We start from the raw sequence: 23,118 nt of genomic DNA on the forward strand, positions 1-23,118 counted from the left end.
TGACGGGTGCGGTCCTCATTCATCATGCTTCCTCGCGCAGCCCCTCTTCCCCCCGGTGCTCATTGATTCTCTTCACCCGTCATTGCTCCGCGCCGAACGAGACCCGCTACGTCAGCGAGTCACTCGCCTCGGGCCACACCGAAGGCGATGGGCCATTCACCCGGATGGCGAGCCGCATGCTGAGCGAGCGGACGGCAGGGGCCCGGGTCCTGTTGACTCCGTCGGGAACGCATGCCCTTGAGCTGGCTGCGCTCACGCTCGACGTGGGGCCCCAGGACGAGGTCGTCCTGCCCTCGTACACCTTCTCCTCCACGGCCAATGCATTCGCTCTGCGCGGCGCTCGCCTGCGCTGGGCCGACGTCGATCCTCACACCTTCAGCATGGAAGCCGCGCAGCTCGAGGCCGCCTTGACGCCTCGCACCACGGTGGTGGTGACCATGCCGTATGGAGGCGTGAGCCAGGACACCGAGCGCATCGCGCGCATGTGCGCCGCACGCGGGATCCGCCTGGTGGAGGACGCTGCCCATGCGCTCTTCGCCTCCACGAGCGGCAGACCGCTGGGCAGCTTCGGGCAGCTCTCGGCCCTCTCGTTCCATCGCAGCAAGAACGTCTCGTGCGGCGAGGGCGGCGCGCTGCTCATCACCGACCCCGCGCTGGCCGTGCGCGCGGAGATCCTCCGCGAGAAGGGCACGGACCGCTCGCGCTTCCTGCGCGGCGAGGTGGACAAGTACACGTGGCAGGAGGCGGGCAGCAGCTGGCTGCTGGCGGATGTGCTCGCCGCGGTCCTCGCGGCGCAGCTCGAACACGCCGAGGAGTCGCAGCGCCACCGGATGGCTTTGTGGAATCGCTACCATGAGCGCTTCGAGGAGCAGCAGGGCCGACTCGGCCTCCAGCTCCAGGCCACGCCCGCGGGGACGCAGCATCCGGCCCACCTGTTCGCACTCCGGCTCCCTGCCCACGTCGACCGCGCGGCGCTCATCCAGCGCATGGCCGGCGACCAGGTCCGCGTCGCGTCCCACTACGAGCCGCTGCACCTGTCGCCGCTCCAGACCCGCGCGAGAACCGAGGGAGCGCCCACGCCCGAGCTTCCCGAGACCGAGGCCCTCGCCCCCCGGCTCCTCCGGCTCCCCCTCCATGGGGGAATGAATCTGGAAGACGTGGACCATGCCGCCGCCGCACTCATTCGCGGCATCGAGCAAGGGGCGCGCAGGTCGTGAGCCTCGCGCCGGACACCCGAACCCAATCCTCCCGCGAGGGCCTGCGCTATTCCTTCGTGGTCCCCATCTACAACGACGGCGAGTTGGCCGCGGACTTCGCCGCCGAGTTCGAGCGCGTCTTCCAGCGACACCTCGGGCAGGAGCGAATCGACGAGCACGCCGAACTCATCTTCGTGGACGACGGAAGCCGCAACGCCTCCGTCCACGTGCTCTTGAACGACGTGCTGCCGCGCTTCAAGTTCGTGCGCGTCATCGAGCTGAGCCGAAACTTCGGCCAGCACATCGCGCTGTCCTGTGGCTACCAGCACGCGCGCGGACAGTACGTCGGCATGCTCAACGTCGACATGGAGGATCCGCCCGACCAGATTCCCGCGCTGCTCGCGCACCTGGAGCGCGGAGAGGCGGACATCGTCCACGGCCTCTACGAAATGAGGGACGTCACCTGGCTCAACCGGATGACCTCTCATGCCTTCAACTCGGTGCTCAACCGGCTCACGGGCTATGCCGTGCCGCAGAACAGCGCCACGCTGCGCATCATGAATCGGCGCTTCGTGGACGCGTACAACTCGCTCACGGAGAAGAGTCGCTACATCCCGGGGCTGGAGTTCTGGCTCGGCTTCCGTCATGCCTACCAACCCATGCGGCACCAACGGCGCACGCGAGGCAGCTCCAGCTACAACTTCCGCCGTCGCCTGCGCATGGCCTTGGAGACCATCATCTCCTTCTCGGACCTGCCCCTGAAGATGGCGGCGGCGCTCGGCATGGGGATCGCGCTCGTCGGCCTGCTGATGGTGCTCTTCCTCGTCATCAGCAAGCTGTTCTTCGTGGACTATCAGGCCGGCTACACCTCCACCATCTCCATCACGGTCTTCCTGGGCGGCGTGCAGATTCTCGTCGTGGGACTGGCCAGCCTCTACATCGGACGCATCCTGCGCGAGGTGCAGAACCGCCCGCTCTATGTCGTGCGGGAAGTCCACGAGGCCCAGCGATGAGTGCCGCCGAGGTGCTGACGAACCCCACGCCCGAGCAACTCCGCGAGCGCATCGCCACCGACGGATACGCCGTGGTCGGAGGCGTGATGCCCCCCGCCTATATCGCCCAGGCGCGCGAGGACCTCGCGCGGGCGGTAGCGCAGGAGAAGGCGTGGCACCAAGGACGTGCCTACCGCGACGAGAACATGGTCCTGGTGTGCTCGATGTACGGCGGCGCCTTCTGGACGCTCTTCGACCAGGAGGCCGTCATGCGCCCCTTCGAGGCGGTCATGGGCCCGGGCTGCATCGTGTACGCCTACACGTCCTCGTCAATGCCGCCCCAGGGCAACAACTACTCGACGCGCATTCACGTCGACTGCCCTCGCCTCATTCCCGGGTACGTCACCAACATGGGCGCCACGCTGCTCCTCAATGACTTCACCGAGGAGAACGGCGCGACCTGGCTGCTGCCCAGGTCCCACACTCAGGCCGAGGCCCCGTCCGAGGAGGAGTTCTTCGCGCGAGCCCGACGCGTCATCGCGCCCGCGGGCAGCGGCTTCTTCTTCAACGCACGACTGTGGCACGCGGGCGGAGTGAACCGGACGGCGGATTGGCGCCACGCGCTCACGCTCAACATGTGCCGCCCCTACATGAAGCAACGCATCGACATTCCACGCGCCATGGCGCAGATGGACCTGTCGTCCATGTCCCCCCGCGCGCGGCAGAAGCTAGGATTCCTGGCGCAGGTGCCCGCGTCGCTCGACGAGTACTACGTCCCCCCCGCGCTGCGGAAGTTCCAGCAGGAGACCGAGTAGTGACCACGGCCAAGAATGACCAGGTGATTGCCGCCAACATCGAAGTCCACTCGCGACTGGCAGCCATCTACGAGAAGACGGAGCCTCATTTCCGCCCGGAGAATGTGCGCTTCGTGGAAGGGCGCCTGCGGGAGCTGGCCGCGCGCACCCAAGCGAAGCGCATGCTCGACCTGGGGTGCGGCACCGGGTTCGTCATCCGCATCGCGAAGCACTTCGTTCCCGAGATTCATGGCGTGGACGTCACTGCCGCCATGCTCGAGCAGGTGGACCGGACAGGCCCCTCGCGCATCACCCTGCACCAGCACGACACGGGGACCTTCCCCGCCGAGCCCGGTGCCTTCGACCTCGTCACCGCCTACTCGTTCCTTCACCATCTCTATGAGGTCGAACCCACGCTGCAGACCGCTGCGCGCGCGCTGCGGACGGGCGGGTGTTTCTACGCGGACCTCGATCCCAACTTCTATTTCTGGCAGCAGGTGGAGTCGCTGGAGCGCGGTGGTAACTACGCTCCGGTGCTGCGTCGGGAGATCGAAGCGGTCGCGTACAAAGACGAGGAGATGCAGCGCACCTACGGCATCGACGCCGAGACCTTCAGCCATGCCGAGTATGGCAAGGACTTCCTCGGCGGATTCCGCGAGGAGGTGCTGCGCGAGCAGCTCCAGCGCGTGGGCTTCGGCCAGGTCGACTTCCACTACTACTGGTTCCTCGGCCAGGCCTCCCTCGTGAATGCTCCCGGCGTCGCTCCCGACGTGCGCCAGAGCAACGCCGCGATGGTTGACGAGACGCTCAAGGCCGCGCTGCCCCTGTCGCGCCCCCTCTACAAGTACGTGGGATTCACGGCCATCAAGGAGTGATGCCCGAGGCGCGCTCCCGCCAGCCCCAGATGGACTGGGGCGCGTCGGGCCCCTGGTTGAACAGCAGGTCCACCACGCTCACTTCGTGAACAAAGGGGGGATGGAGCTGCGGGTACTCGGGGTAGCCCCGGTAGCTGAAGTACGTGAGCTGGATGCCCGCGGCGGTGAACGCGGCGGGGTCCAGATAGGCGGACGCGGCGGGACCGGACACGTACTCCGTCGTCCCGAGCTGCGTCAGCAGATCCATCAGCCGCTCGCCCTTGTGGCCCGTCAGCGTGAACTCGCGCGAGTCGCGGAACGCGGTGGTGAGGCCCAACTCCTTCGCCAGGAGGAGGATGAGGTGCTGGTTCAGCGCGGACAGGTGAGTCCATTCGCGCCCGAGCAACGCCTCCTTCAAGAGCGGCCCGTAGCGTGGCCAGAAGGCGGCGTGCCGGTAGTTCTGCCGAAGGATGTCGTAGTGACGCGCGGCCCAGGTGCTCTCGGTGAAGGTCACCTCGCAGATGAGCCGGTGGATCTTCGCACCCACAGGGAGGGACAACCACTCGGGCCCTCGCGGTGTCTTGATTCGATTGCGGTGGCGCCAGTCGTTCTTGGTGAACTGGACGTCGTCGTAGAAGACGAACAGGTCCACCGAGCGCATCAGGTCGAAGTACCCCTTCCACGGCAGGTAGTTGGACTGGAGCACCGCGACCTTCACGTCGTCACCTCATCGTCCACGAGGGGCATCTCCGAGGCGAGCACCCCCATGTACAGCGCGTCCACACGCCGCTCCCCGAGCAAGAACTCGCCGCGCAGGCGTCCCTCCTCCACGAAGCCCAGCGAGGCATAGGTGCGCCGCGCCGCCGCGTTCTCCTCGTGCACGACGAGCCAGACCTTGAAGAGGCCCAGGGTCCGGAACGCGTGACGCAGCACCAGGCGGACGGCCGCGCGCCCCACGCCACGGCCTCGGTGGGTCGACTCGCCCACGTAGATGGAGAGCCGCGCGGTCCCCAGCCATGCATCCACCCGGTCCAGGACCACGTTGCCCACGTGCTGCCCGGACAAATGGATGGCGAACGCGTGCACGCCGCTGTCGGGCGACAGGGCGCGGTGGATCCACTCGACCGTGCGCTCCATCGAGGGCTCGGAGCGCACGCCCACGCCCCAGCGCACCGAGGGCTCTCGCATCCAACGGAGCATCGCCGGCGCGTGCTCCAGGGCCAGAGGCGCCAGTCGAACGTCGCTCGCGGCGACTCCCGCGCTCATGCCCCGCTCCCGCTCCCCGAGCTTCGCCCCGACGAAGCGTGAGGCTCGTCCAGGTCATCCGTGAGGCCGTGCTTGGCCAGCCGGTAGCGGAACGAGCGGAACGACAATCCGAGCAACTCCGCGGCCCGCGTCTTCACGCCCCCGGCTTGCTTGAGCGCGGACAACAGATAGCGCCGCTCGCTGTCGTCCAGGTGGCGCTCCAGGTTGAATCCTGACCCCAGCGAAGGCTCCCCCGCCTCGGCGTGGCGGGCCGCCGGCTCGGCCTCGCCTCGCACCGCGGGAGGCAGCGTCGCAGGTCCAAGCAGATCCGAGTCCGACAGCGTGGCGGCCCGCTCCACCATGTTCTGGAGCTGCCGCACGTTGCCCGGAAACGCGTAGTGCTCCAGCAGCCCCAGTGTCTCCTGTGCGAAGCGGAGGCCCGGACGCCCCAGCTCCTCCGCCATGCGCGACAGGAAGTGGTTCGCCAGCACCGCGATGTCTCCCACGCGGTCTCGCAGCGGCGGCAGCTCCACGGTGATGACGTTGAGGCGATAGAAGAGGTCCTCGCGGAAGCGCCCCGCCTGAACCTCGGCCTCCAGTCGGCGATTCGTCGCGGCGATGACCCGCGCCACGAAGGGCACCTCCGCCGCGCTGCCCACTGGCTTCACCTTGCGCTCCTGCAACACGCGCAGCAGCTTCACCTGGGTGGCCAGGGGCATCTCCCCGACCTCGTCCAGCATCACCGTGCCCTCGCCCGCAGAGGCCAACAGGCCCTGACGGTCGTGCGTGGCGCCGGTGAAGGCGCCCTTCACGTGGCCGAACAGCTCGCTCTCCAGCACGCCCTCGTTGAGCGCCGCGCAGTTGAACGGCAGGAACGGCTGTGTCGCGCGCTGGCTGCGCAGGTGGATGGCCTTGGCCACCAGCTCCTTGCCCGTGCCGCTCTCGCCCGCGATGAGCACCGTGCTGCGACTGGGCGCCACCTTCTCCACGAGCTGCCACACCGACTGCATGCGCGCGCTCTGCCCCACCAGGAGCCCGCCCAGCCCCGGCAACAGCCGCGCCTTCAGGTTGGTGTTCTCCTGCCGCAGGGCGCGCTTCTCCAGCGCCTTCTGCACCAGCAGCCGCAGCTCCTCGTTGTCGAAGGGCTTGCAGAGGTAGTCGTACGCGCCCTCGCGCATGGCCTCCACGGCGGCGGACGGCGTGCCGAAGGCGGTGATGAGCACCACCTCGGGAGGCTCGCGTCGACTCCGAGCCTCGCGCAGCACGTCCAGCCCGCTGCCCGTGCCGAGCTTCATGTCGGAGATGACCAGGTCCACGCTCTCGCGAGAGAGCGCTTCGCGCGCGGGCTTCACGCCCGCCACGCTCGTCACCGAGTAGCCCTCGCGGATGAGCAACACCTCCAGGTACTCGCGCATGGACAGTTCGTCGTCCACCACGAGGATGTGCCCGCGCAGCCCCATGTCTCCTGTCGTCGCGCTCACAGCGGCAACCCCACGATGAACTCCGTGCCCTCGGCGGGATGCGAACGCACCCGGATGCTGCCCCCGTGCGCTCGGACGATGGAGTGCGCGGTGGACAGGCCCAGGCCCGTGCCGCCATCCCGGGTGGTGAAGAATGGCTCGAACAGGTGCCCCATCATCTCCTCCGTGATGCTGCCCGCCGAGTCCCACACGCGAATCTGCGCCTCACGCTCCGCCTGCGACAGCGCCACCCGCACCGCGCCCCGAGGCCCCGCCGCCTGCACGCCATTGCGCACGAGGTTGATGAGCACCTGCCGGAGCTGATCCGGATCCACCGGCGCCGTCAGTCGGTCCGGAGCGGACACCTCCACCTTGACCTCGCGCGCCAGCGGATCCGCGCGAAGCATGTCCACCGTCTCCACCAGCAGCGCCTCCAGCGCCACCGGGCGACGCTGGGGCTCAGGCGGCCTCGCGAAGCGAAGGAAGTCCTCCACCAGCCGCGCCAGCCGGTCCGCCTCGCGCACGAGGATACCGGTGAGCTTCTGCACCATCGCGTCGCGCGCGTACTCCTGGGACAAGAGCTGCGCCGAGCCACGCATCGCCGCCAGCGGATTGCGCAGCTCGTGCGCGAGCTGCGCCGACAGCGCGCCCAGGCTGGCCAGGCGATCTGCTCGACGCAGGTCCTCCTCCATGCGCCGCAACTCGGTGAGGTCCTGGAAGACGATGAGGAGCGCGCCGGGCTCACCATCCAGGGGCGTCACCGACAGGCCCAAGGTCCTGCGGCCTCCAGGCGTCTCCACCGACAGCTCGCCACGCGACGCGCGCGGCGCCAGCGCGGAGGCCCCGGGCATCACGTTCTCCAGGGGCTGCCCCACGCACGCGGCCGGCTCCGCATGAAGGATGAGGCTGCCCGCCGCGTTGACGAAGGTGATGCGGCGCTGGGCACTGCACGTCACCAGTCCCGAGGGCATCGACGAGAGGATCTGCTGCTGGAGCCGCCCCAGCCGCCGCAGGTCCGCCTCGCTCTGTGACAGGGCACCGCCCGCCGCGAAGAGCTGCCGCGACAGGTAGCCCGACAGCACCGCGATGAGCCCGAGCGCCAGCGCGTTGCCGCCGAGGACGAAGAGGAGGCGGCCCGTGACGAGGGCCCCTCCTTCCGCCGCGGCGATCCGCCCACCGACCAGCATGGCCGTAAAGGCGAGTATCGAACCCGCAGCCGCCCACAGCGCGCCGCGCCGGTCGAGCACTGCGGCCGCGCCCATCACCGCCAGGCTGTAGAGGAAGGTGAGCGGAGAGTCCGCCCCACCGCTCAGGTACACCAGTCCCGTGGCGATGATGACGTCGCTCACCACCTGACCGGCGGCATCCCCCTTGCCCGCCGTGCCGCGGCGCAGCCGCAGGCCCGAAACGACGGTGGAGATGTACGCACCGACGATGACAGCGAAGAACCACGAGTCCGCGCGACTGGGTTCCTGCAAGGGATGCGCAAGCAGCCGCGCCACCGTGATGACGAGCGAGAGGCTCGCCGACACGGTCCGGAACGACACCAACCACACCAGGCGCGTGCCCAGTCCACTGGACTGCGTGCGCGCGCCGACCTCCGCGGGACTACTTGATGGCACCGGCAATGGAGAAGATGGGCAGGTACATGGCGATGAGGAAGCCACCGACCACGCCGCCGAGGAACACCATGAGCAACGGCTCGATCATCGACGTGAGCGCGCTGACGGCGGTATCCACCTCGTCATCGTAGAAGTCGGCGATCTTGTTGAGCATCGTGTCCATGGCGCCCGTGGCCTCGCCCACGCCGATCATCTGCACTACCATGGACGGGAACACCTTGGTCTCCAGCAGCGGGCCCGCGATGTTCTTGCCCTCGGAGATCTTCCCGCGCACGTAGTAGATGGCCTCTTCCACCGTGCGGTTACCGGCTGTCTTCGCCGTCACGTCCAGCGCGTCCAGGATGGGGACGCCAGAGGAGATCATCGTGCCCAGCGTGCGGGTGAAGCGCGCCACGGCCACCTTGCGGAGCACGTTGCCGAACAGCGGCGCGGACAGGAAGGCCCGGTCCCAGAACTTGCGGCCCTTGGGCTGCCGGTAGCTGTAGTTGAAGGAGAACACCAGCACCGCGATGGTGATGATGGCGTGCAGGTAGTACGCCTGCGCGATCTCCGAGATGTCCACCACCATCTGGGTGGGCGCCGGCAGCTTCTGGCCGAAGTCCGCGAACATCTTGGCGAACACCGGCGTCACCTTGAGGAGCAGCAGCGCCGTCACGCCGATGGCCACGAGGATGACGATGGCCGGATAGGTCATCGCGCCCTTGACCTTGCGCTTCAGCTTCTCGCTCTTCTCGCGGTAGGCCGCCAGACGGTTGAGGATGGTATCGAGGATACCGCCGACCTCACCGGCCGCGCACAGCTGGATGTACAGCTCGTCGAAGACCTTGGGGTGGTCCTTCAGGGCATCCGCGAAGGTGCTGCCCTGCTCCACCTTGCCCTTGATGGCGAACACCACCTTCTTGAAGGCGGGGTTGTCCATCTGGCTGGCGAGGATGTCCAGACACTGCACCAGCGGGAGACCCGCGTCGATCATCGTCGCGAACTGACGCGTGAAGATGAGGATGTCCTTGCCCGTCACCCCGCCCATGCCGGGCAGGGAGATCTCCCCGTCGAGGGCGCTCTTCTTGCGCACCTTCGTGGGGTTGAGGCCGAGGGACTTGAGGCGGGCATTGACCGCCTCCACGTCCATGGCCTCCATCTCGCCCTTCTTCGTCTCTCCGCTCTTGGTCTTCGCCTCCCAGAGGAACTGGGCCGTGTTCTTCTTGGGCGCCGCCGCCTTCTGTTGCACTGCCGGTGCTGCCATACCTGGACCTCCGCGGAGGGGGGCGACTCTACCCCGTGGTCTTCATTCCCGAAAACTAACGAGCGCCCGTACCGCCGGCCGGCCGCTGGCCACCAGGTCCCGGCCCGGAGGCGCCACTCGTGGACAGGATGTTGCGCAGCTCGTCCGGATCACTCGACCGGCCAAAGGCTTCGTCCTGGGAGATGAGGCGCCGGCTCAGCAGCGCCGCCAGGGCCTGGTTGAAGGTCTGCATGCCGTACTTGGCCTGACCGACCTGCATGGACGAGTAGATCTGGTGGACCTTGTCCTCACGGATGAGGTTCCGGATGGCGGGGTTGGGCACCATCACTTCCAGCGCCAGCACGCGGCCCGGGCTGCCCGCGCGTGACAGCAGGGACTGGCTCATCACGCCCTCCAGCACGAAGGAGAGCTGGGCGCGAACCTGCGGCTGCTGGTACGGCGGGAACACGTCCAGCACGCGGTTGATGGTCTGCACCGCGCTGTTGGTGTGGAGCGTCGCGTAGCAGATGTGGCCCGTCTCCGCGATGGTGAGCGCCGCCTCGATGGTCTCCAGGTCGCGCAACTCACCGACCAGCACCACGTCCGGATCCTGGCGGAGGATGTACTTGAGGGCCGTCTTGAAGTTCCGCGTGTCCGCACCCACCTCGCGCTGATTGACGAGGCAGTTCTTGTGCGGATGCAGATACTCGATGGGGTCCTCGATGGTCATGATGTGCTCATGACGCTCGGTGTTGATCTTGTCGATCATCGAGGCCAGCGTGGTGGACTTGCCCGACCCCGTGGGTCCCGTCACCAGGATGAGGCCGCGCGGCTTCTTCACCAGCTCGGCCACCACCGGCGGCAGGCCCAGCTCCTGGAAGGTGAGGATCTTGAACGGAATGGTCCGGAACGCGCCGGCCACCGCGCCACGCTGCATGAAGATGTTCGCGCGGAAGCGCGAGAGCCCCTTCACGCCGAACGACAGGTCCAGCTCGTTCTCCTCCTCGAACTTGTGCTTCTGCGCGTCGGTGAGGATGGAGTAGCAGAGCTGCTTGGTCTCCACCGGCGTGAGCGGTGCCGTCTTGAGCGGCACCAGCTCGCCGTCCACGCGCAGCTGCGGCGGAGAGCCGGTGGTGATGTGGAGGTCGGAGGCGCCCTTCTCGACCATCGCCTTCAGGAGCTGGTGCAGGTTGGCCACGGATGCGTGTCCTGTCTCGGGGGTAGGGAGGAGAAGCGGTGACTAGAAGCGGTCCGGCGCGGTGTTGCCCACCACCTCTTCGAGCGTGGTGAGGCCATCCATCATCTTGCGCAAACCGCTCATGCGCAGGCTGCTCATGCCCAGCCGGATCGCCTCCTGCTTCAGCTCGGCGGCGGACGCGCCGTTGATGACCAGCTCCTTGAGGCCGTCCCAGAAGGGCATGACCTCGTAGATGGCCACGCGGCCACGGTAGCCACGGTCGTTGCAGTCGCGGCAGCCGACCTTCTCGTACATGGTGAAGGAGCCCAGCTTGTCCGGCGGGACGCCGGCGTCGATGAGGGCCTGCTCGTCCACCTTGTCCGCGGGCTTCTTGCAGGCCGGGCACAGGCGGCGCGCCAGACGCTGGGCGAGGATGAGGTTGAGCGAGGCCGTCACGAGGAACGGCTCGATGCCCATGTTGAGCAGACGGCTGACCGTGCCCGGGGCGTCGTTGGTGTGCAGCGTGGAGAGCACCAGGTGGCCGGTGAGCGCCGCCTTCACGCCGATTTCCGCCGTCTCGAAGTCGCGGATCTCACCGATCATGATGATGTCGGGGTCCTGGCGGAGGAACGAGCGCAGCGCGGCGGCGAAGTTCAGGCCGATGTCGTCATGCATCTGCACCTGGTTGATGCCGCCGAAGTTGAACTCGACGGGGTCTTCCGCGGTGGAGATGTTGGTGCCCACGTCATTGAGCGACGACAGCGCGGAATACAGCGTCGTCGTCTTGCCGGAGCCCGTGGGTCCCGTCACCAGCACCATGCCGTAGGGCCGGTCGATGGCTTCCTTGAAGTCCGCCAGCGGCTTCGGATCGAACCCCAGCTTGGTCATGTCGAGCTGGAGGTTGCTCTTGTCGAGCAGACGCATGACGACCTTCTCGCCGAAGAGCGTGGGACACACGCTCACGCGGAAGTCCATCTCCTTGCCGCCGCCCATCTTGATCTTGATGCGGCCGTCCTGCGGCAGGCGGCGCTCGGAGATGTCGAGCGAGGCCATGATCTTCAAGCGGCTGGTGATGGCGTTGCGCAGCTTCATCGGCGGGCGCATCACCTCGTACATCACGCCGTCGATGCGGAAGCGGACCCGGAAGTCCTTCTCGTACGGCTCGATGTGGATATCGGACGCGCGCTTCTTGATGGCGTCCATGAGGATGAGGTTCACGAGCTTGACGACCGGCGCGTCATCCGCGGCCTTGGCCATCTCCTCGAGGTTCTCGTGCTCCTCCTTGGCCAGCTCGATGTCGTCGCCCACGTCGCCGACGATGTCCTCGAGCGAGGGGCCCTTCTCCGCGTAGTAGCGCTCGATGGACTCGCGGATGGAGACCTCCGAGGCCACCACCGTCTCGATGTTGTAGCCGGTGAGGAACTTCAGGTCGTCCACCGCGAAGATGTTCGACGGATCGCACATGGCGACGATGAGCGACGGCCCGGCGCGGTTCACCGGGATGACCAGATGCTTCTCGGCCACCTCCTTGGGAACCAGCTTGATGATGTCCGGGTCGATGTCGAAGTCCTTCAGGTTGATGGCCGGCACGCCGTACTGCTTCGACAGGAAGTCCGTGAGCTTCGACTCCTCGATGGCGCCCGTCTTGATGAGCGCGGTGCCGATGCGCGTGCCGCTCTTCTGCTGCTCCTCCTGGGCCTTGCGCAGCTGCTGGACGGAGATGAGGTTCTCGCGCACCAGCAGTTCACCGAGTCGACCGGACATTCTTGAAGCCTCTTGAGCGGATGGAGAAAACGGACCAGCTCCCCACCGCGCCCGGAGCGCGACGGGGATGTGCTTCAGTGGGTCTTCACCTTGGCACGATTCCCTCGGGATTAGAGGAAACGGACCCGAGGACTGTCAAGGCGCCCCCGTGCCCCTGAGGTCACGCCAACCCATTGAAGGAACACGGGAATTCGTCAGCCGTCGGCGCGGGCAATCACGGCGCGTGCGGCCTCGACATCGCGCTTGATCTGCCCCACCAACTCCGCGGCGGAGCCGAAGCGCTGCTCGGGGCGCAGCCGCTCCAGGAACTGCACGCGCAGCTCCTGGCCGTACAGGTCCCCACTGAAGTCCAGCAGGTGCGCTTCGATCGTCACCTCGGAGCCGCCGAAGGTGGGCTTCACACCGATGTTCGCCGCGCCCGGGCGCCAGGGACCGTTGGGTTCCGCCGTCAGGCGCACACGGATGGCGTACACCCCCGGCGCGGGGCGCAGCTCGTTCTGAGTGTCCACGTTGGCGGTGGGGAAGCCAATGGTGCGCCCCCGCCCGGCGCCCGAGACGACCGTGCCGTCCAGGTCGAACGGGCGGCCGAGCAGCCGACGCGCGGCGCTCACCCGACCCTCCAGGATGTACTCGCGCACCTTGGACGACGAGGCCACCACGCCGTCCACATTCACCACCGGGACCACGTGGACCTGGGCACCTCGGCGCGCGGCCGCCTCGCGCAGCGTGGCCACCGTTCCGCCTCGCGCGGCGCCGTACGTGAAGTCACCCCCGACCACCAGGTGCGAGACCTTCAGCCCATCCAACAGCGCCGCCTCGAAGTCCGAGGGGGATACCCGCGCATACTCGCGCGAGAAAGGCTGGACCACGGCCGCGGACAAGCCGCACGCCTCGAACAGCTCCAGCTTGCGCGGCAACAGGGTGATGAGCTTGGGCGCCAGCTCCGGCTGCAGCACCTTGCCAGGATGGGGCAGGAAGGTGAGCGCCGCGGCGGGACCCTGCCGGCGCGCCTCCGCGAAGAGCGCCTGGTGGCCCAGGTGGACGCCATCGAAGTTGCCCAGCGCGAGCGCCTGCCCAGCGAGCTGGTGCCCGGCCTCCGGCACCGAGTGGAAGACCTTCATGGCTCCTCGGTATACCACCGCCAGCGCTTTTGCCCTGGTCAACCGCCGCGCCTCCATGTTTAGAGGCGCCCCCTCGCGCCCGCCATGCCCCGCCCTCCTCTGCTGCCCGACCCGGTCGGACTCAAGTTCGTCACCCTGGACACCCCCCCGGACTGGGATGCCGAGTTCGGCTTCACCGGCCCCCTGGAGCTGGAGATTGGCTCGGGCGCCGGAGGGCACGCGCTGGAGTACTGCCGCCGCAATCCCACCGTGCGCTTCGTCGCCTTCGAGTGGCGCAAGAAGTACGCGCGCGACACCCAGTCCCGCGGCGAGAAGCTCGGCCTGAAGAACCTGCGCGTCATCGAGTCCGACGCCCGCTTCGTCGTCCCGCGCATCTTCGCGTCCGGCTCCCTGTCCTGCATCCACCTCCAGTTCCCGGACCCCTGGTGGAAGCGCTCGCATGCCAAGCGCGCCGTCATCCAGCCCGAGTTCACCCAGCTCCTCCTGGACAAGCTCGCCCCCGGCGGCCGCTTCGACATGCGCACCGACGTCCAGGACCGCGGGGTCACCATGCTCTCCATCCTGGAATCCTCAGGATTCCAGAACCCCTTGGGTTCCGGCGTTTTCCATCCTTATGACCCGGAGGAGGTGCCCTCGACGCGCGAGCGGCGCTATCTGGCGAGCGGGGAGCCCGTCTACAGGGCACGGCTGGTGAAGCCCGGCTGACCCTTGGGACGAGCGCCCTCTCGGGACCTCTTGGCTTCCATGACACGCCGGGTGAGAATCGTCCGGGCTCCCGCTCGGCGGGAGGACGGCACCGGGGGCGACTCAGCATGGGAGACGGCGACAGGAAGAAGACGCAGGAGGTCACCCGTCGATCACCGCCCGGCAACGAGTTCATGGGTCGCACCGTGTTGCTGGTGGACGATGACCCGGCCCAGCTCGCCCATGTCCGCGACGGCCTGTCCCCCTACGGCTACACCTTTCGCGAGGCGAACAACGGCGCCCAGGCGCTGTCCGCCATCCGCGAGAGCCGGCCCGACCTCATCCTGATGGACGTGGAGATGCCCGGGCTGGGCGGCGTGGAGGTGTGCCGCATCGTCAAGGCGAACGCGGGCGAGGGCGGCTTCGGCTTCATCCCCATCATCCTGATGACGGCGCGGCAGGCGGCCGGCAAGGTGGAGGGGCTGGAGCTGGGCGCGGACGACTACCTGGTGAAGCCCTTCGACATGCTGGAGCTGGGCGCGCGGGTGAAGTCCATGCTGCGCCTGAAGGTGCTGCAGGACGCGCTGGTGGAGAAGAACCGCGAGTTGGACAAGGCCAACAAGGAGCTGGCGCGCAAGCGCGAGGAGTTGCTCGCGCTCAGCCGCACGGACGCGCTCACGGGCCTGTTCAACCGGCGATATTTCGAGGAGCGGATGAACGAGGAGTTCCTCCGCGCGCGGCGCTACCAGTCCCACCTGTCGCTGGTGATGCTGGACATCGACCACTTCAAGCGCATCAACGACACCTTCGGGCACCCCTTCGGAGATGAGGTGCTCAAGGCCGTGGCCCAGACGGCGCGCTCGCGGCTGCGCGAGGTGGATCTGCTGGCGCGCTATGGCGGCGAGGAGTTCATCGCCCTGCTCCCCGAGGCCGCTCCCACCGATGCCCTGCGCGCGTGCGAGCGCGTGCGCGAGGCCATCGAGAACCTGGAGGTCGTGCACCCGAGCGCGGACGGGACGCGACAGAGCGTCCGCCTGACCGCATCCCTGGGGCTGGCGACCGTGCCCGCCACGGACCTGCCCAGTGCGGAGACGCTGCTGCGCGCCGCCGACGCGAGCCTCTACGAAGCCAAGGGCGCGGGCCGCAATCGCGTCCACCAGCATCCGGGCGGCCTCACCTGAGGCTTTCCCCCGGCGACGCTTTGACCTAATACCGGGATTCATGCGCGCGACCTCCACAACGACCTGTCTGTTGCTGGTCCTGCTCGCCCTGGGCGGCTGCAGCGTGGGTCAGCCCGACACGCCCATGAAGGCCTACCGGACCTTCCACGGGCACGCGCAGCGCGGCTTGAGCCAGCGCGATGAGCAAGACTTGCAGAAGGCATACGCTGCGCTGTCACAAGGGACTCAGCAGACGCTGGCGAAGCGCGCGCAGCAGGTGAGCGAAGCCTCGGGTGGGACGGTGAAGCCCGAACCGCTCGCGCTCTTCTTCGCGAATGTCCCCCCGCCTCCCGATGTTACGGAGGTCTCGCTGGTGCGCCAGGAGGGCGACGAAGCCACCGTGCTCGTTCGCTCATCGGGTGGCACGAGCGAGGTTCGGATGGTGAGGGAGCCGTCCGGATGGAAAGTCGACCTCTCAGCATCCCTCCAGCCGTGAGTCCGGGCATGCCCGGCCCGCGCGCATCAGGTAACGTACAACCGTGAACGATCGGAAGACACGGCGGGTGGTCCCCGCAGTCGAAGTCATCCGGCGCCCGGGCACGACGCCCGGAGGCGCTTCGACGACTCCACCCGCGACCCCTTCGCCCTCGCCGCGGCCCACGCCGACTCCTCGGCCCGTGGGCGCGTCGCCCACTCCCTCGCCCGTCCCGCGACCCACGGGCGTGGCTCCCACGCCAAGGCCGCCGCAGCCCGTGGCCCCGGCCGCCCCAGCGGCGTCCTCGGAGCCCGTGCCCGTGGTGGAGGACACGTCCGCGCAGGCAGCGGCGCGCCCCACGCCTCGGCCTCTGACCGGCGCGGCGCCTCGGCCGATGAGTCCGCGCCCGCCCGGTGCCGCTCCGTCCGGGCCGCGTCCGGGAGGCTTTGGTGGAGGCCGCTTCGCGCCTCGGCCCAGCACGCCCCGTCCGCCGCCCACGCCCGAGCAGATTCTCGCGCTGGCCACGCGCGAGCACGTGCCCGCGCGCATCGCCAAGGGCGAGCTCGAGGGCAAGATGAAGTGCCGCATCTGGCGCAAGCTCCACGCCGAGGAGGCCAAGCGGTTCGATCAGGTCTACGAGCTGATGGGCCAGAACTCGGCGCTGTCGCTGGGCGATGCCTTCGGCGTGCTGCAGAGCGGCCTGACCGTGGCCGAGTTCATGGCGCGCAAGGAGCGCACGCAGCGCAAGGCCGCCATCAAGCAGGCGCGCGGCGAGGTGGACAACGCCACCGTGTCGGACTTCCTGTCCACACTCATGCAGCAGAAGGCCGAGCTGTCCGTCGTGCTGGCCGAGCGTTCACTTCTGGACACCCTGGTGACGGAAGAGGCCATCGCGCTGACGCTGGAGCGCACAGGCCGGATGGAGAAGCTCCAGGTGGTGCTCATCGCGCGGCGCGCGGACTGGGAGCGGTTGCTGCCGGCCGTGGAGCGCGACGCGAAGCTCACGCAGAAGCCGGCGCAGGTGGCGCGGCAGCCGGACAAGCGGCCCTTCTCGGATCCGCGTCCGTTCCTGCCTCACCTGGGCGACGAGGTGAAGCTGGTGCTGCGCAACGGCATCACGGTGCAGGCGCCCATCATGCACGTGGGGCGCTTCGACCTGCTGTTGGGTGAGCCGGGACACGAGCTGTTCGTCCCGCTGCACGCCCTGCTCCGCTTCGAGCCCGTGGCCACGCCCGAGGCCTGAAGCCCGCTGAAGGACGGGCGTCCCGCGCTGGGGCGTCCGTCCGCGCTGTCCCTCTGTCCGCGCTGTCCGAGGTCCCCCATGCGCCCCTTCTTCTCTCGCATCATCAAGCCGTGGCTGGCGGTCGCCGCGGCGGCCACCATCGCGGCGCTGGGCGCCTCGCAGCAGGGTTGCACCAAGGAGTCCGGCACGGCGGAGAAGCCGAGTCAGCCGAAAGTGCCCGAGAAGCGCGAGAACGGCGTGCGCGTGGTGGACCTCACCGTGAACGAGCACGGCTTCGAGCCCAGCCCCGTGACGCTCAAGCAGGGCGAGCCCGTGAAGCTGGTGGTGACGCGCAAGACGGACCAGACGTGCGCCACCGAGCTGGTGATGGACGAGTACCACATCGACACCAAGCTCCCGCTCGACACGCCGGTGGAGATCTCCTTCACTCCGAGCAAGTCCGGCAAGCTGGTGTACGGCTGCGCGATGGGGAAGATGGTCTCCGGCACCTTCCTGGTGGACTGAGCAGGTTGGTGAGGACTGGCGCGCCGCACCGGGGCAGGTAGGCTGCCAGCCCTTCATGGGCGGCGCGGCGGAGCTCTTCACCCGACATGTCTTCCTCGACCTCGAAACGACGGGACTCGATCCCCGCGTCGACGAGATCATCGAGGTCGGCTGCATCTTCTTCGAGCAAGGCCGCGAGGTGGAGCGCCTCGGGCGCTTGTACGCCGCCTCTCGTCCTCTGAACCTCACCATCCGCCGGCTCACGGGCCTGAGCGATGCGGACCTCGCGGGACACCCTCGCTTCGGCACGGACGCGGCGGAGCTGCGCGAGCGGCTCGCCGGGTGGACGGTGGTGGCGCACAACGCGCCCTTCGAGAAGGGGTTCCTCCCGGACGTGCTGGGTCCCATCCAGGCGCCAGTGCTCGACTCGTGCGAGCTGATGCACTACCTGCATCCGGAGCTGCCCAGCCACTCGCTGGAGTCGCTGCTGCGCTGGGCGAAGCTGGGGGTACGCCAGCCACATCGCGCGCTGCATGACTGCGAAGCCGTGCACGCGGTGCTCGTGCAGGTGATGGACGCGTGCATCGCGGGCGGGCGTGGCGATGACATCGCGGATCTGCTCTCCACGTTGGATCCTCGCGTGGCCACGCGGCGCACCGGGGATGCGACGCCGTTCGACGAGGAGGAGCGCCCGCTGCTGGAGCTGCTCACGGGCTTGCGCGACATGTGTCGCCAGCGGCCCGCGCCCCTCGCGCTGGAGACCCAAGGGTTCCTGCGCGCGAAGCCCGAGCGGCTGCGCGTCGGAGGCCCCACGGCCCGCCCGGAGCCGGAGCCGGATACGCCGGTGCTGCCTGTCCACCTCGACGAGGTCACCGCCGTGCTCGGTCCCGAGGGCGCGATGGAGAAGCGCGGCGATGGCTTCCTCAGTCGCCCCGCGCAGCTCGACGTGGCGCACGCGGTGGCGCGCGCGCTGTCGGACGGCGGGCACCTGGCGGTCGAGGCCGGCACGGGCACGGGCAAGTCGCTCGCGTACCTCACGCCCGCCGCGCTGTTCGCCGCGCGCAATGGCCGCAAGGTGGGCGTCGCGCCGCACACGAAGACACTTCAGGACCAGCTCCTCGACAAGGACCTGCCGCGCCTTCACCGCGCCACCGGTGGCGCGTTCGGATACGCGCTGCTGAAGGGCCAGTCGAACTACCTGTGCCGGCGGCGCGCGCTGGAGGCCACGCGCGTGGAGCCGGGGATGCGCCATGCGGCTCGCGCGCCTCGGGCGTACCTGCGCGCGTACCTGCGCCGCAGCGGCGATGGAGACCTGGACAAGCTGAGCCACTGGTTCCGCGAGCGCTTCCCGGTGCTGTTGGGACTGGTGCCCGCGGTTCGCTCCGAGGCGGCGACGACGCTGGGCGAGAAGTGCCCGCATCACCACCGCTGCTTCTACCACTCGGCGGTGGCGCAGGCGCGCGAGGCGGATGTCCTCGTCATCAACCAGTCGCTCGCGTTCGCCTGGCCCGCTCGCTATCCGAAGCTGGAGCACCTGGTCCTCGACGAGGCGCACGAAGTGGAGGACGTGGCCACCACGGCGCTCGCCGTGGAGCTGTCCGACTCCGCCTTCTTCCGACTCACCGAGCGACTCCACGGCCGAGACGGACGACACGGCCTGTTCGCCGAGCTGCGCCGGGCCTTGAGCACCACGCGACGCGCGGACTCGAAAACGGTGATGGGCGAGGTCGAGAGCGCACTCCAGGCCCTGCTCGTCGAAGCGCGCGACCTGGGCGAGCGCATCACGTCCCTGTGCGAGCCGGCCTCCGCCGTTCCAGGCGAGGACGCCGAGGAAGGTGCCTACGCCCCCGAGCTGCGCATCACCGCCACCGTGCGCGCCCTGCCTGCTTGGGCTCCTGTCCAGGATGGGCTCCAGGCCGTGCGCGGCGCGCTGCAACGGCTGCACCTGTTGCTGTCCGTGCGCATGCTGGAGGCCCTGCCGGAACTCGCGGCGCGCATGCCTTCACTGGAGCGCGAGCTGTCCGGCGCCAACACGGAGCTGCAGGAGCTGACGGTGCTCGCAGGGGAACTCTCGGGCGAGGCCGTGGATGGGCGCTGCTACGCCGCCACGGCGGAGCCTCGCCGCCAGCGATGGAGCGTGGGCGCGCAGCCCGTGGACGTCTCCGGCTACGTGTCTCGCGACTTCGCGGCGAGCAAGCGCACGCTCGTCATGGCCTCCGCCACGCTGGGCACCGGCGAGGGTTTCCCGTTCGTGTTGCGGCGGCTCGGACTGGACGGGCGCAACGAGGCACCGGCCCCGCGCCTCTTGCGCGCGAGCACGCCCTTCCAGTTGCGCGAGCAGGCGCTCGTGGTGCTCGTCACGGACGCGCCGCGCGCGCACGAAGAGCCGTTCATCGACTGGGCCGCGGGCCGCGTTTCTGGACTGGCCCAGGTGATGGGAGGCCGACTCCTGGGACTCTTCGCCTCCACGCGGCGACTGGAGCGTGTGGCCCGCGAGGTCCAGTCGCGACTGGAGCCCCACGGCATCGAGGTCATGCGCCAGTCGCGTGGCCACAGTCGCTCGCTCGCGGCGCGTCAGGAGCGGGACACGGGCACGGTGCTGCTGGGCACCAAGAGCTTCTGGCAGGGCGTGGACATCCCCGGGCGCGGCGTGGGCTGCGTCTTCATCGACAAGCTCCCGCTGGAGCCCGCCACCCGTCCGCTGGTGGCCGCGCGCGAGGAGCCCATCGCCAAGGGCAACGAGTACCTGGGCTTCCTCCACTACCGACTGCCGCGCGCGCTGCTCCTGCTGCGGCAAGGCGTGGGGCGGCTGATCCGCTCGGCCTCGGACCGAGGCATCGTCATCGTGGCGGACCCGGGCCACGCCAGCTATCGCCCGCACCTGATGCAGGCCCTGTCGGGCTACCGCGTGGAAGCGCTGCCGTGGGCCCAGGCGCGACTGCTGCTGCACACGGAGTTGAAGGAGATGGGCCTCACCGCCGACAGCACGCGCGTGTGAGGCTCACGGCCAGAGGCCCGCGCGAACGGACTGGAACAGCAGGTCCGCGAACACCTCCTGCCCCAAGTCCTCGTCCACGAAGGGCAGCGTCAGCCTCGGCATGCGCAGCAGCCGGTCATCCACCACGGCGTGCGGAGCGCGCCAGCGCAGTGCCTCCATCAGGGCCTGGAGTCCCGCGAAGTGCGTCGGGGCGCGACGAGTCTCTCCCAGGCCGCGGAGGTCGGTGCTCTCGTCGAAGGACGCGCGGAAACCCTCGCCGAAGACCCATAGGAAGTGCTCGGTGGACGTGTGCTTCGCCTCGGCCGGTGTCGTCCGCCAGCGGGGGGACTGGGGGAAGATGGGAATCAGCTCAGGCGCCGGCTCCACACGCGCGCGCTGACCTCGCACCACCAATCGGACGTCCGTGGTCGAGACCTCCAACGGCACGGACAGCTCCGTCGTGAGGTGCAGGCGATCGACATCCAGAGCGAACGCGCGAACCCGAGGCAGCCGGAGCGCGGCGCGAGACGCCAGCTCGCACACCACCGGGGTGAAGCTCGCCGCGCGCAGGGCTTCGACGAGCGTGGCCGCGGCCGCCTCGTTCACCCTCGCCAGCAGGACGGGTGGCGGCTGGGAGAGTCGCAACCGGATGTCCACCGCCGACAGCTTCAGCACCTCCGCGAGCGCGCGCACCACCTCCTCCGTCACCCCCGGAGGACGCGGCAGCGCGACGAGGGTGTTCGCCGGGCGAAGAGGTCGCTCCGCCGAGGCCCCCGACCCGGACTCCGGTGAAGGCCAGAGCGCCGCAGGTGCCCGGGGCCGAGCAGCGACTTCGCGCGACCGCCGCAGCTCGCCCTCGCGAGCCTCGGCCTGCTCCGCGCGAGCCCGCTGGCGAACCGCCTCGCGACGCGCCTCTTCCAGCGCCTCCTGAAGTCCGTCGCGCTCCTTGGTGTGATGCTCCCTCAGTTTGTCCAGGTGCTCACGCGTGCGGCGCAGCTCCGCCTGGGCCACCTCCAGCGCATCGCGCAGCTCACGCACGTCCTCCGAGGCACCGCTCGGTCGCTTCACCGCGCCAGCCGTTCCCGGTAACGCGCCTCCAGCGCGCTCAGTGCATCCACCCACTCACCCGACGCACCGGACTTGCGCGCCTGAGCCAGCGCGTGCGCCAGCACCCGCGCGTCCTCCTCCTGCAAGGTGCGCAGGCGCTGCACCATGCCGAGCGTGGCGTCGAACACGTCTCGCAGCTCGTCACCATCACGCAGGCCGTAGGGTGGCGGACGCAGGCGGCCGTCGGCCACGTCGCCCACCATGCGCTTGATGCGGAACAAGGGGCCGGCCACCCGGTGCGTCACGACGATGGTGCCCATGGCCACCACCACGATGAAGCCCAGCAGGCAGCCGCCCAACACCCACCAGGTCATCCGCTGGTGGTGCTCCAGCTCGGCGCGCTGGGCGACGATGGCGGACCGCTCAGCTTCGTAGCTGGCATCGATGAGCCGCGCCTGCTCGCGGAACTTCGCCTCGAAGGAGGGGTCAGCCATGTGCGTCAGCAGCTCGTTGGACAGCGTCGCGCCGGACAGCTCGCGGCTCACCTCCGCCGCGCGCGAGCGCGCCTCGACCGCCGTGGACGTCTCTCGCATCAGCGAGTTGGCCGCGCGCACCAGGAACACGCCCAAGAGCGCCGCCAGCACCAGGGACACCCCGACGATGTACGCGGTGAGCTTGAGCTGGAAGCTCGCGTCGAGGAGATAGTTGCGCCAGCGCCGCCGGGGGGGTGCACCGGGCGCGGTGCTCGTCGTCGTCATGTCTCGCTGCTCCACTCGAAGGTGTCCGCCGCTTCCTCGATGGCTTTCGGGATGAGCGCCTTGAGGAGATCCGCGGCCGGCGCACCCGCGGCATGGACCTCTACCTGCCCCATCAACGTCAGCTCGGGATAGCTCATGCAGACAATGCCGATTCTCAGCCCGCCGTTCTCCGTTGCTTGGATCTCGGCGGTGATGCGGTAGCCGTGCACGCCCCACTTCTTCAGGATGCCCTTGGCCGCCGCCTTGGCCTCGCGCGCAGGCGCCAACCATGCCCCTTTGCGCATCAGCCGGGAGCGCAGGCGCGTCTCCGTGACCTTCACCAGGTCCGCGGACAGCGTGCCCGTCCGGTCCTTCACCGCGTCCACCGCCAGGTACAGGCGAGGCGCGCGCGCTTGATAGGTCTTCAGGGCCTGGATGGCGTCCGCCACCACGGCTTGCACTCCCGCGTCCGCCTCGCCCTTGTGATCCTGGAGGCACGTCAGGCCCGCCGGCTCCAGCAGCGCCCCGAGCCCCTTGGCCACCGCCGAGCGCACCAGCTCACTCGGATCATGAAGCCCCGAGCAGAGCACCGGCACCGCCTCGGGGTCCTCCGTGGCGCCCAGCACGAGGGCCGCCTGCGAACGGGTACGGGGGTCCTTTCCCTGCCCGAGCTGGCGCCCGAGGAAGGCGATGCGCGTGTCCGTCTGCGCGGAGGCGGCCCACGGCGCGAGCAGGAGACAGAGAAGAAAGGCGGTGGACGGCCACATGGTGGGGGGCTTGGAGTGTAGCCCCGCGCACGCTTCGCCGAACAGCGGGGGGCCGCCCGGACGCTCCCCCGGTCCGACACCCGAGCGTCACCCACCCG

At 69.0% G+C, this 23,118-nt stretch carries 21 protein-coding genes; 10 read left to right on the forward strand and 11 right to left on the reverse strand.

Features of this window, described 5'->3' with window-relative positions:
• Nucleotides 1–62: 62 nt before the first annotated feature.
• From rffA to JGU66_01265, 4 genes are read left to right on the forward strand one after another with little or no spacing between them, the layout of a single operon-like run.
• Nucleotides 63–1,217 carry a dTDP-4-amino-4,6-dideoxygalactose transaminase gene (rffA, locus tag JGU66_01250; GenBank protein ID MBJ6759368.1) on the forward strand — a complete coding sequence of 385 codons (1,155 nt, stop codon included), beginning with the start codon at nucleotides 63–65 and terminating at the stop codon, nucleotides 1,215–1,217.
• Nucleotides 1,214–2,209, forward strand: a complete 996-nt coding sequence (locus tag JGU66_01255) for a glycosyltransferase family 2 protein (GenBank protein ID MBJ6759369.1) — start codon at nucleotides 1,214–1,216, stop codon at nucleotides 2,207–2,209. The genes rffA and JGU66_01255 overlap by 4 nt, the downstream gene beginning before the upstream one ends.
• Nucleotides 2,206–3,003, forward strand: coding sequence for a phytanoyl-CoA dioxygenase family protein (locus JGU66_01260; protein MBJ6759370.1), 798 nt, complete (start codon nucleotides 2,206–2,208; stop codon nucleotides 3,001–3,003). The genes JGU66_01255 and JGU66_01260 overlap by 4 nt, the downstream gene beginning before the upstream one ends.
• Entirely contained in the window at nucleotides 3,003–3,857 is an 855-nt protein-coding gene (locus JGU66_01265) for a class I SAM-dependent methyltransferase (protein MBJ6759371.1), read from the forward strand. Before JGU66_01260 ends, JGU66_01265 begins: the two co-directional genes overlap by 1 nt.
• On the opposite strand, the gene JGU66_01270 is transcribed toward JGU66_01265, so the two are convergent.
• The 8 genes from JGU66_01270 to JGU66_01305 all read right to left on the reverse strand — a co-directional run bounded on the left by JGU66_01270 (nucleotide 3,847) and on the right by JGU66_01305 (nucleotide 13,447).
• Nucleotides 3,847–4,497 carry a WbqC family protein gene (locus JGU66_01270; GenBank protein ID MBJ6759372.1) on the reverse strand — a complete coding sequence of 217 codons (651 nt, stop codon included), beginning with the start codon at nucleotides 4,495–4,497 and terminating at the stop codon, nucleotides 3,847–3,849. The genes JGU66_01265 and JGU66_01270 overlap by 11 nt on opposite strands.
• A gap of 53 nt (nucleotides 4,498–4,550) precedes the next feature.
• Complete coding sequence (locus JGU66_01275; protein ID MBJ6759373.1) at nucleotides 4,551–5,102, reverse strand: GNAT family N-acetyltransferase; 552 nt, start codon at nucleotides 5,100–5,102, stop codon at nucleotides 4,551–4,553.
• The gene (locus JGU66_01280; GenBank protein MBJ6759374.1) at nucleotides 5,099–6,541 is read right to left on the reverse strand and encodes a sigma-54-dependent Fis family transcriptional regulator; all 1,443 of its coding nucleotides are present in this window, start codon (nucleotides 6,539–6,541) and stop codon (nucleotides 5,099–5,101) included. The genes JGU66_01275 and JGU66_01280 overlap by 4 nt, the downstream gene beginning before the upstream one ends.
• Before the next feature lie 17 nt (nucleotides 6,542–6,558).
• Nucleotides 6,559–8,091, reverse strand: a complete 1,533-nt coding sequence (locus JGU66_01285) for a PAS domain-containing protein (protein ID MBJ6759375.1) — start codon at nucleotides 8,089–8,091, stop codon at nucleotides 6,559–6,561.
• A gap of 58 nt (nucleotides 8,092–8,149) precedes the next feature.
• Nucleotides 8,150–9,406: a type II secretion system F family protein gene (locus tag JGU66_01290; protein MBJ6759376.1), complete on the reverse strand. Its 1,257-nt coding sequence runs from the start codon at nucleotides 9,404–9,406 to the stop codon at nucleotides 8,150–8,152.
• A gap of 55 nt (nucleotides 9,407–9,461) precedes the next feature.
• Nucleotides 9,462–10,583: a type IV pilus twitching motility protein PilT gene (locus tag JGU66_01295; GenBank protein ID MBJ6759377.1), complete on the reverse strand. Its 1,122-nt coding sequence runs from the start codon at nucleotides 10,581–10,583 to the stop codon at nucleotides 9,462–9,464.
• Between the two features lie 42 nt (nucleotides 10,584–10,625).
• Nucleotides 10,626–12,326 (reverse strand): type IV-A pilus assembly ATPase PilB, encoded by a 1,701-nt coding sequence (pilB, locus tag JGU66_01300; GenBank protein ID MBJ6759378.1) that lies wholly within the window; start codon nucleotides 12,324–12,326, stop codon nucleotides 10,626–10,628.
• A 194-nt stretch (nucleotides 12,327–12,520) separates the two neighbouring features.
• The gene (locus JGU66_01305; protein MBJ6759379.1) at nucleotides 12,521–13,447 is read right to left on the reverse strand and encodes a bifunctional riboflavin kinase/FAD synthetase; all 927 of its coding nucleotides are present in this window, start codon (nucleotides 13,445–13,447) and stop codon (nucleotides 12,521–12,523) included.
• Between the two features lie 84 nt (nucleotides 13,448–13,531).
• On the opposite strand from JGU66_01305, the gene JGU66_01310 reads away from it, so the two are divergent.
• The 6 genes from JGU66_01310 (at nucleotide 13,532) to JGU66_01335 (ending at nucleotide 20,490) form a co-directional block, all read left to right on the forward strand.
• Nucleotides 13,532–14,152 (forward strand): tRNA (guanine-N7)-methyltransferase, encoded by a 621-nt coding sequence (locus JGU66_01310; protein ID MBJ6759380.1) that lies wholly within the window; start codon nucleotides 13,532–13,534, stop codon nucleotides 14,150–14,152.
• Nucleotides 14,153–14,259: 107 nt separating this feature from the next.
• Nucleotides 14,260–15,312, forward strand: a complete 1,053-nt coding sequence (locus tag JGU66_01315) for a diguanylate cyclase (protein ID MBJ6759381.1) — start codon at nucleotides 14,260–14,262, stop codon at nucleotides 15,310–15,312.
• A 40-nt stretch (nucleotides 15,313–15,352) separates the two neighbouring features.
• Complete coding sequence (locus tag JGU66_01320) at nucleotides 15,353–15,787, forward strand: hypothetical protein (protein ID MBJ6759382.1); 435 nt, start codon at nucleotides 15,353–15,355, stop codon at nucleotides 15,785–15,787.
• A gap of 43 nt (nucleotides 15,788–15,830) precedes the next feature.
• Nucleotides 15,831–17,009, forward strand: a complete 1,179-nt coding sequence (locus tag JGU66_01325) for a hypothetical protein (GenBank protein ID MBJ6759383.1) — start codon at nucleotides 15,831–15,833, stop codon at nucleotides 17,007–17,009.
• Nucleotides 17,010–17,087: 78 nt separating this feature from the next.
• Nucleotides 17,088–17,513 (forward strand): cupredoxin domain-containing protein, encoded by a 426-nt coding sequence (locus JGU66_01330; protein ID MBJ6759384.1) that lies wholly within the window; start codon nucleotides 17,088–17,090, stop codon nucleotides 17,511–17,513.
• Between the two features lie 55 nt (nucleotides 17,514–17,568).
• Nucleotides 17,569–20,490 (forward strand): exonuclease, encoded by a 2,922-nt coding sequence (locus JGU66_01335; protein MBJ6759385.1) that lies wholly within the window; start codon nucleotides 17,569–17,571, stop codon nucleotides 20,488–20,490.
• Nucleotides 20,491–20,493: 3 nt separating this feature from the next.
• On the opposite strand, the gene JGU66_01340 is transcribed toward JGU66_01335, so the two are convergent.
• From JGU66_01340 to JGU66_01350, 3 genes are read right to left on the reverse strand one after another with little or no spacing between them, the layout of a single operon-like run.
• Entirely contained in the window at nucleotides 20,494–21,537 is a 1,044-nt protein-coding gene (locus JGU66_01340; protein ID MBJ6759386.1) for a hypothetical protein, read from the reverse strand.
• Complete coding sequence (locus tag JGU66_01345) at nucleotides 21,534–22,274, reverse strand: signal protein (protein ID MBJ6759387.1); 741 nt, start codon at nucleotides 22,272–22,274, stop codon at nucleotides 21,534–21,536. Before JGU66_01345 ends, JGU66_01340 begins: the two co-directional genes overlap by 4 nt.
• Nucleotides 22,271–23,020 (reverse strand): HEAT repeat domain-containing protein, encoded by a 750-nt coding sequence (locus JGU66_01350; protein ID MBJ6759388.1) that lies wholly within the window; start codon nucleotides 23,018–23,020, stop codon nucleotides 22,271–22,273. Before JGU66_01350 ends, JGU66_01345 begins: the two co-directional genes overlap by 4 nt.
• Nucleotides 23,021–23,118: the final 98 nt, after the last annotated feature.

It is taken from the genome of Myxococcaceae bacterium JPH2 (assembly GCA_016458225.1).
Lineage (GTDB): Bacteria > Myxococcota > Myxococcia > Myxococcales > Myxococcaceae > Citreicoccus.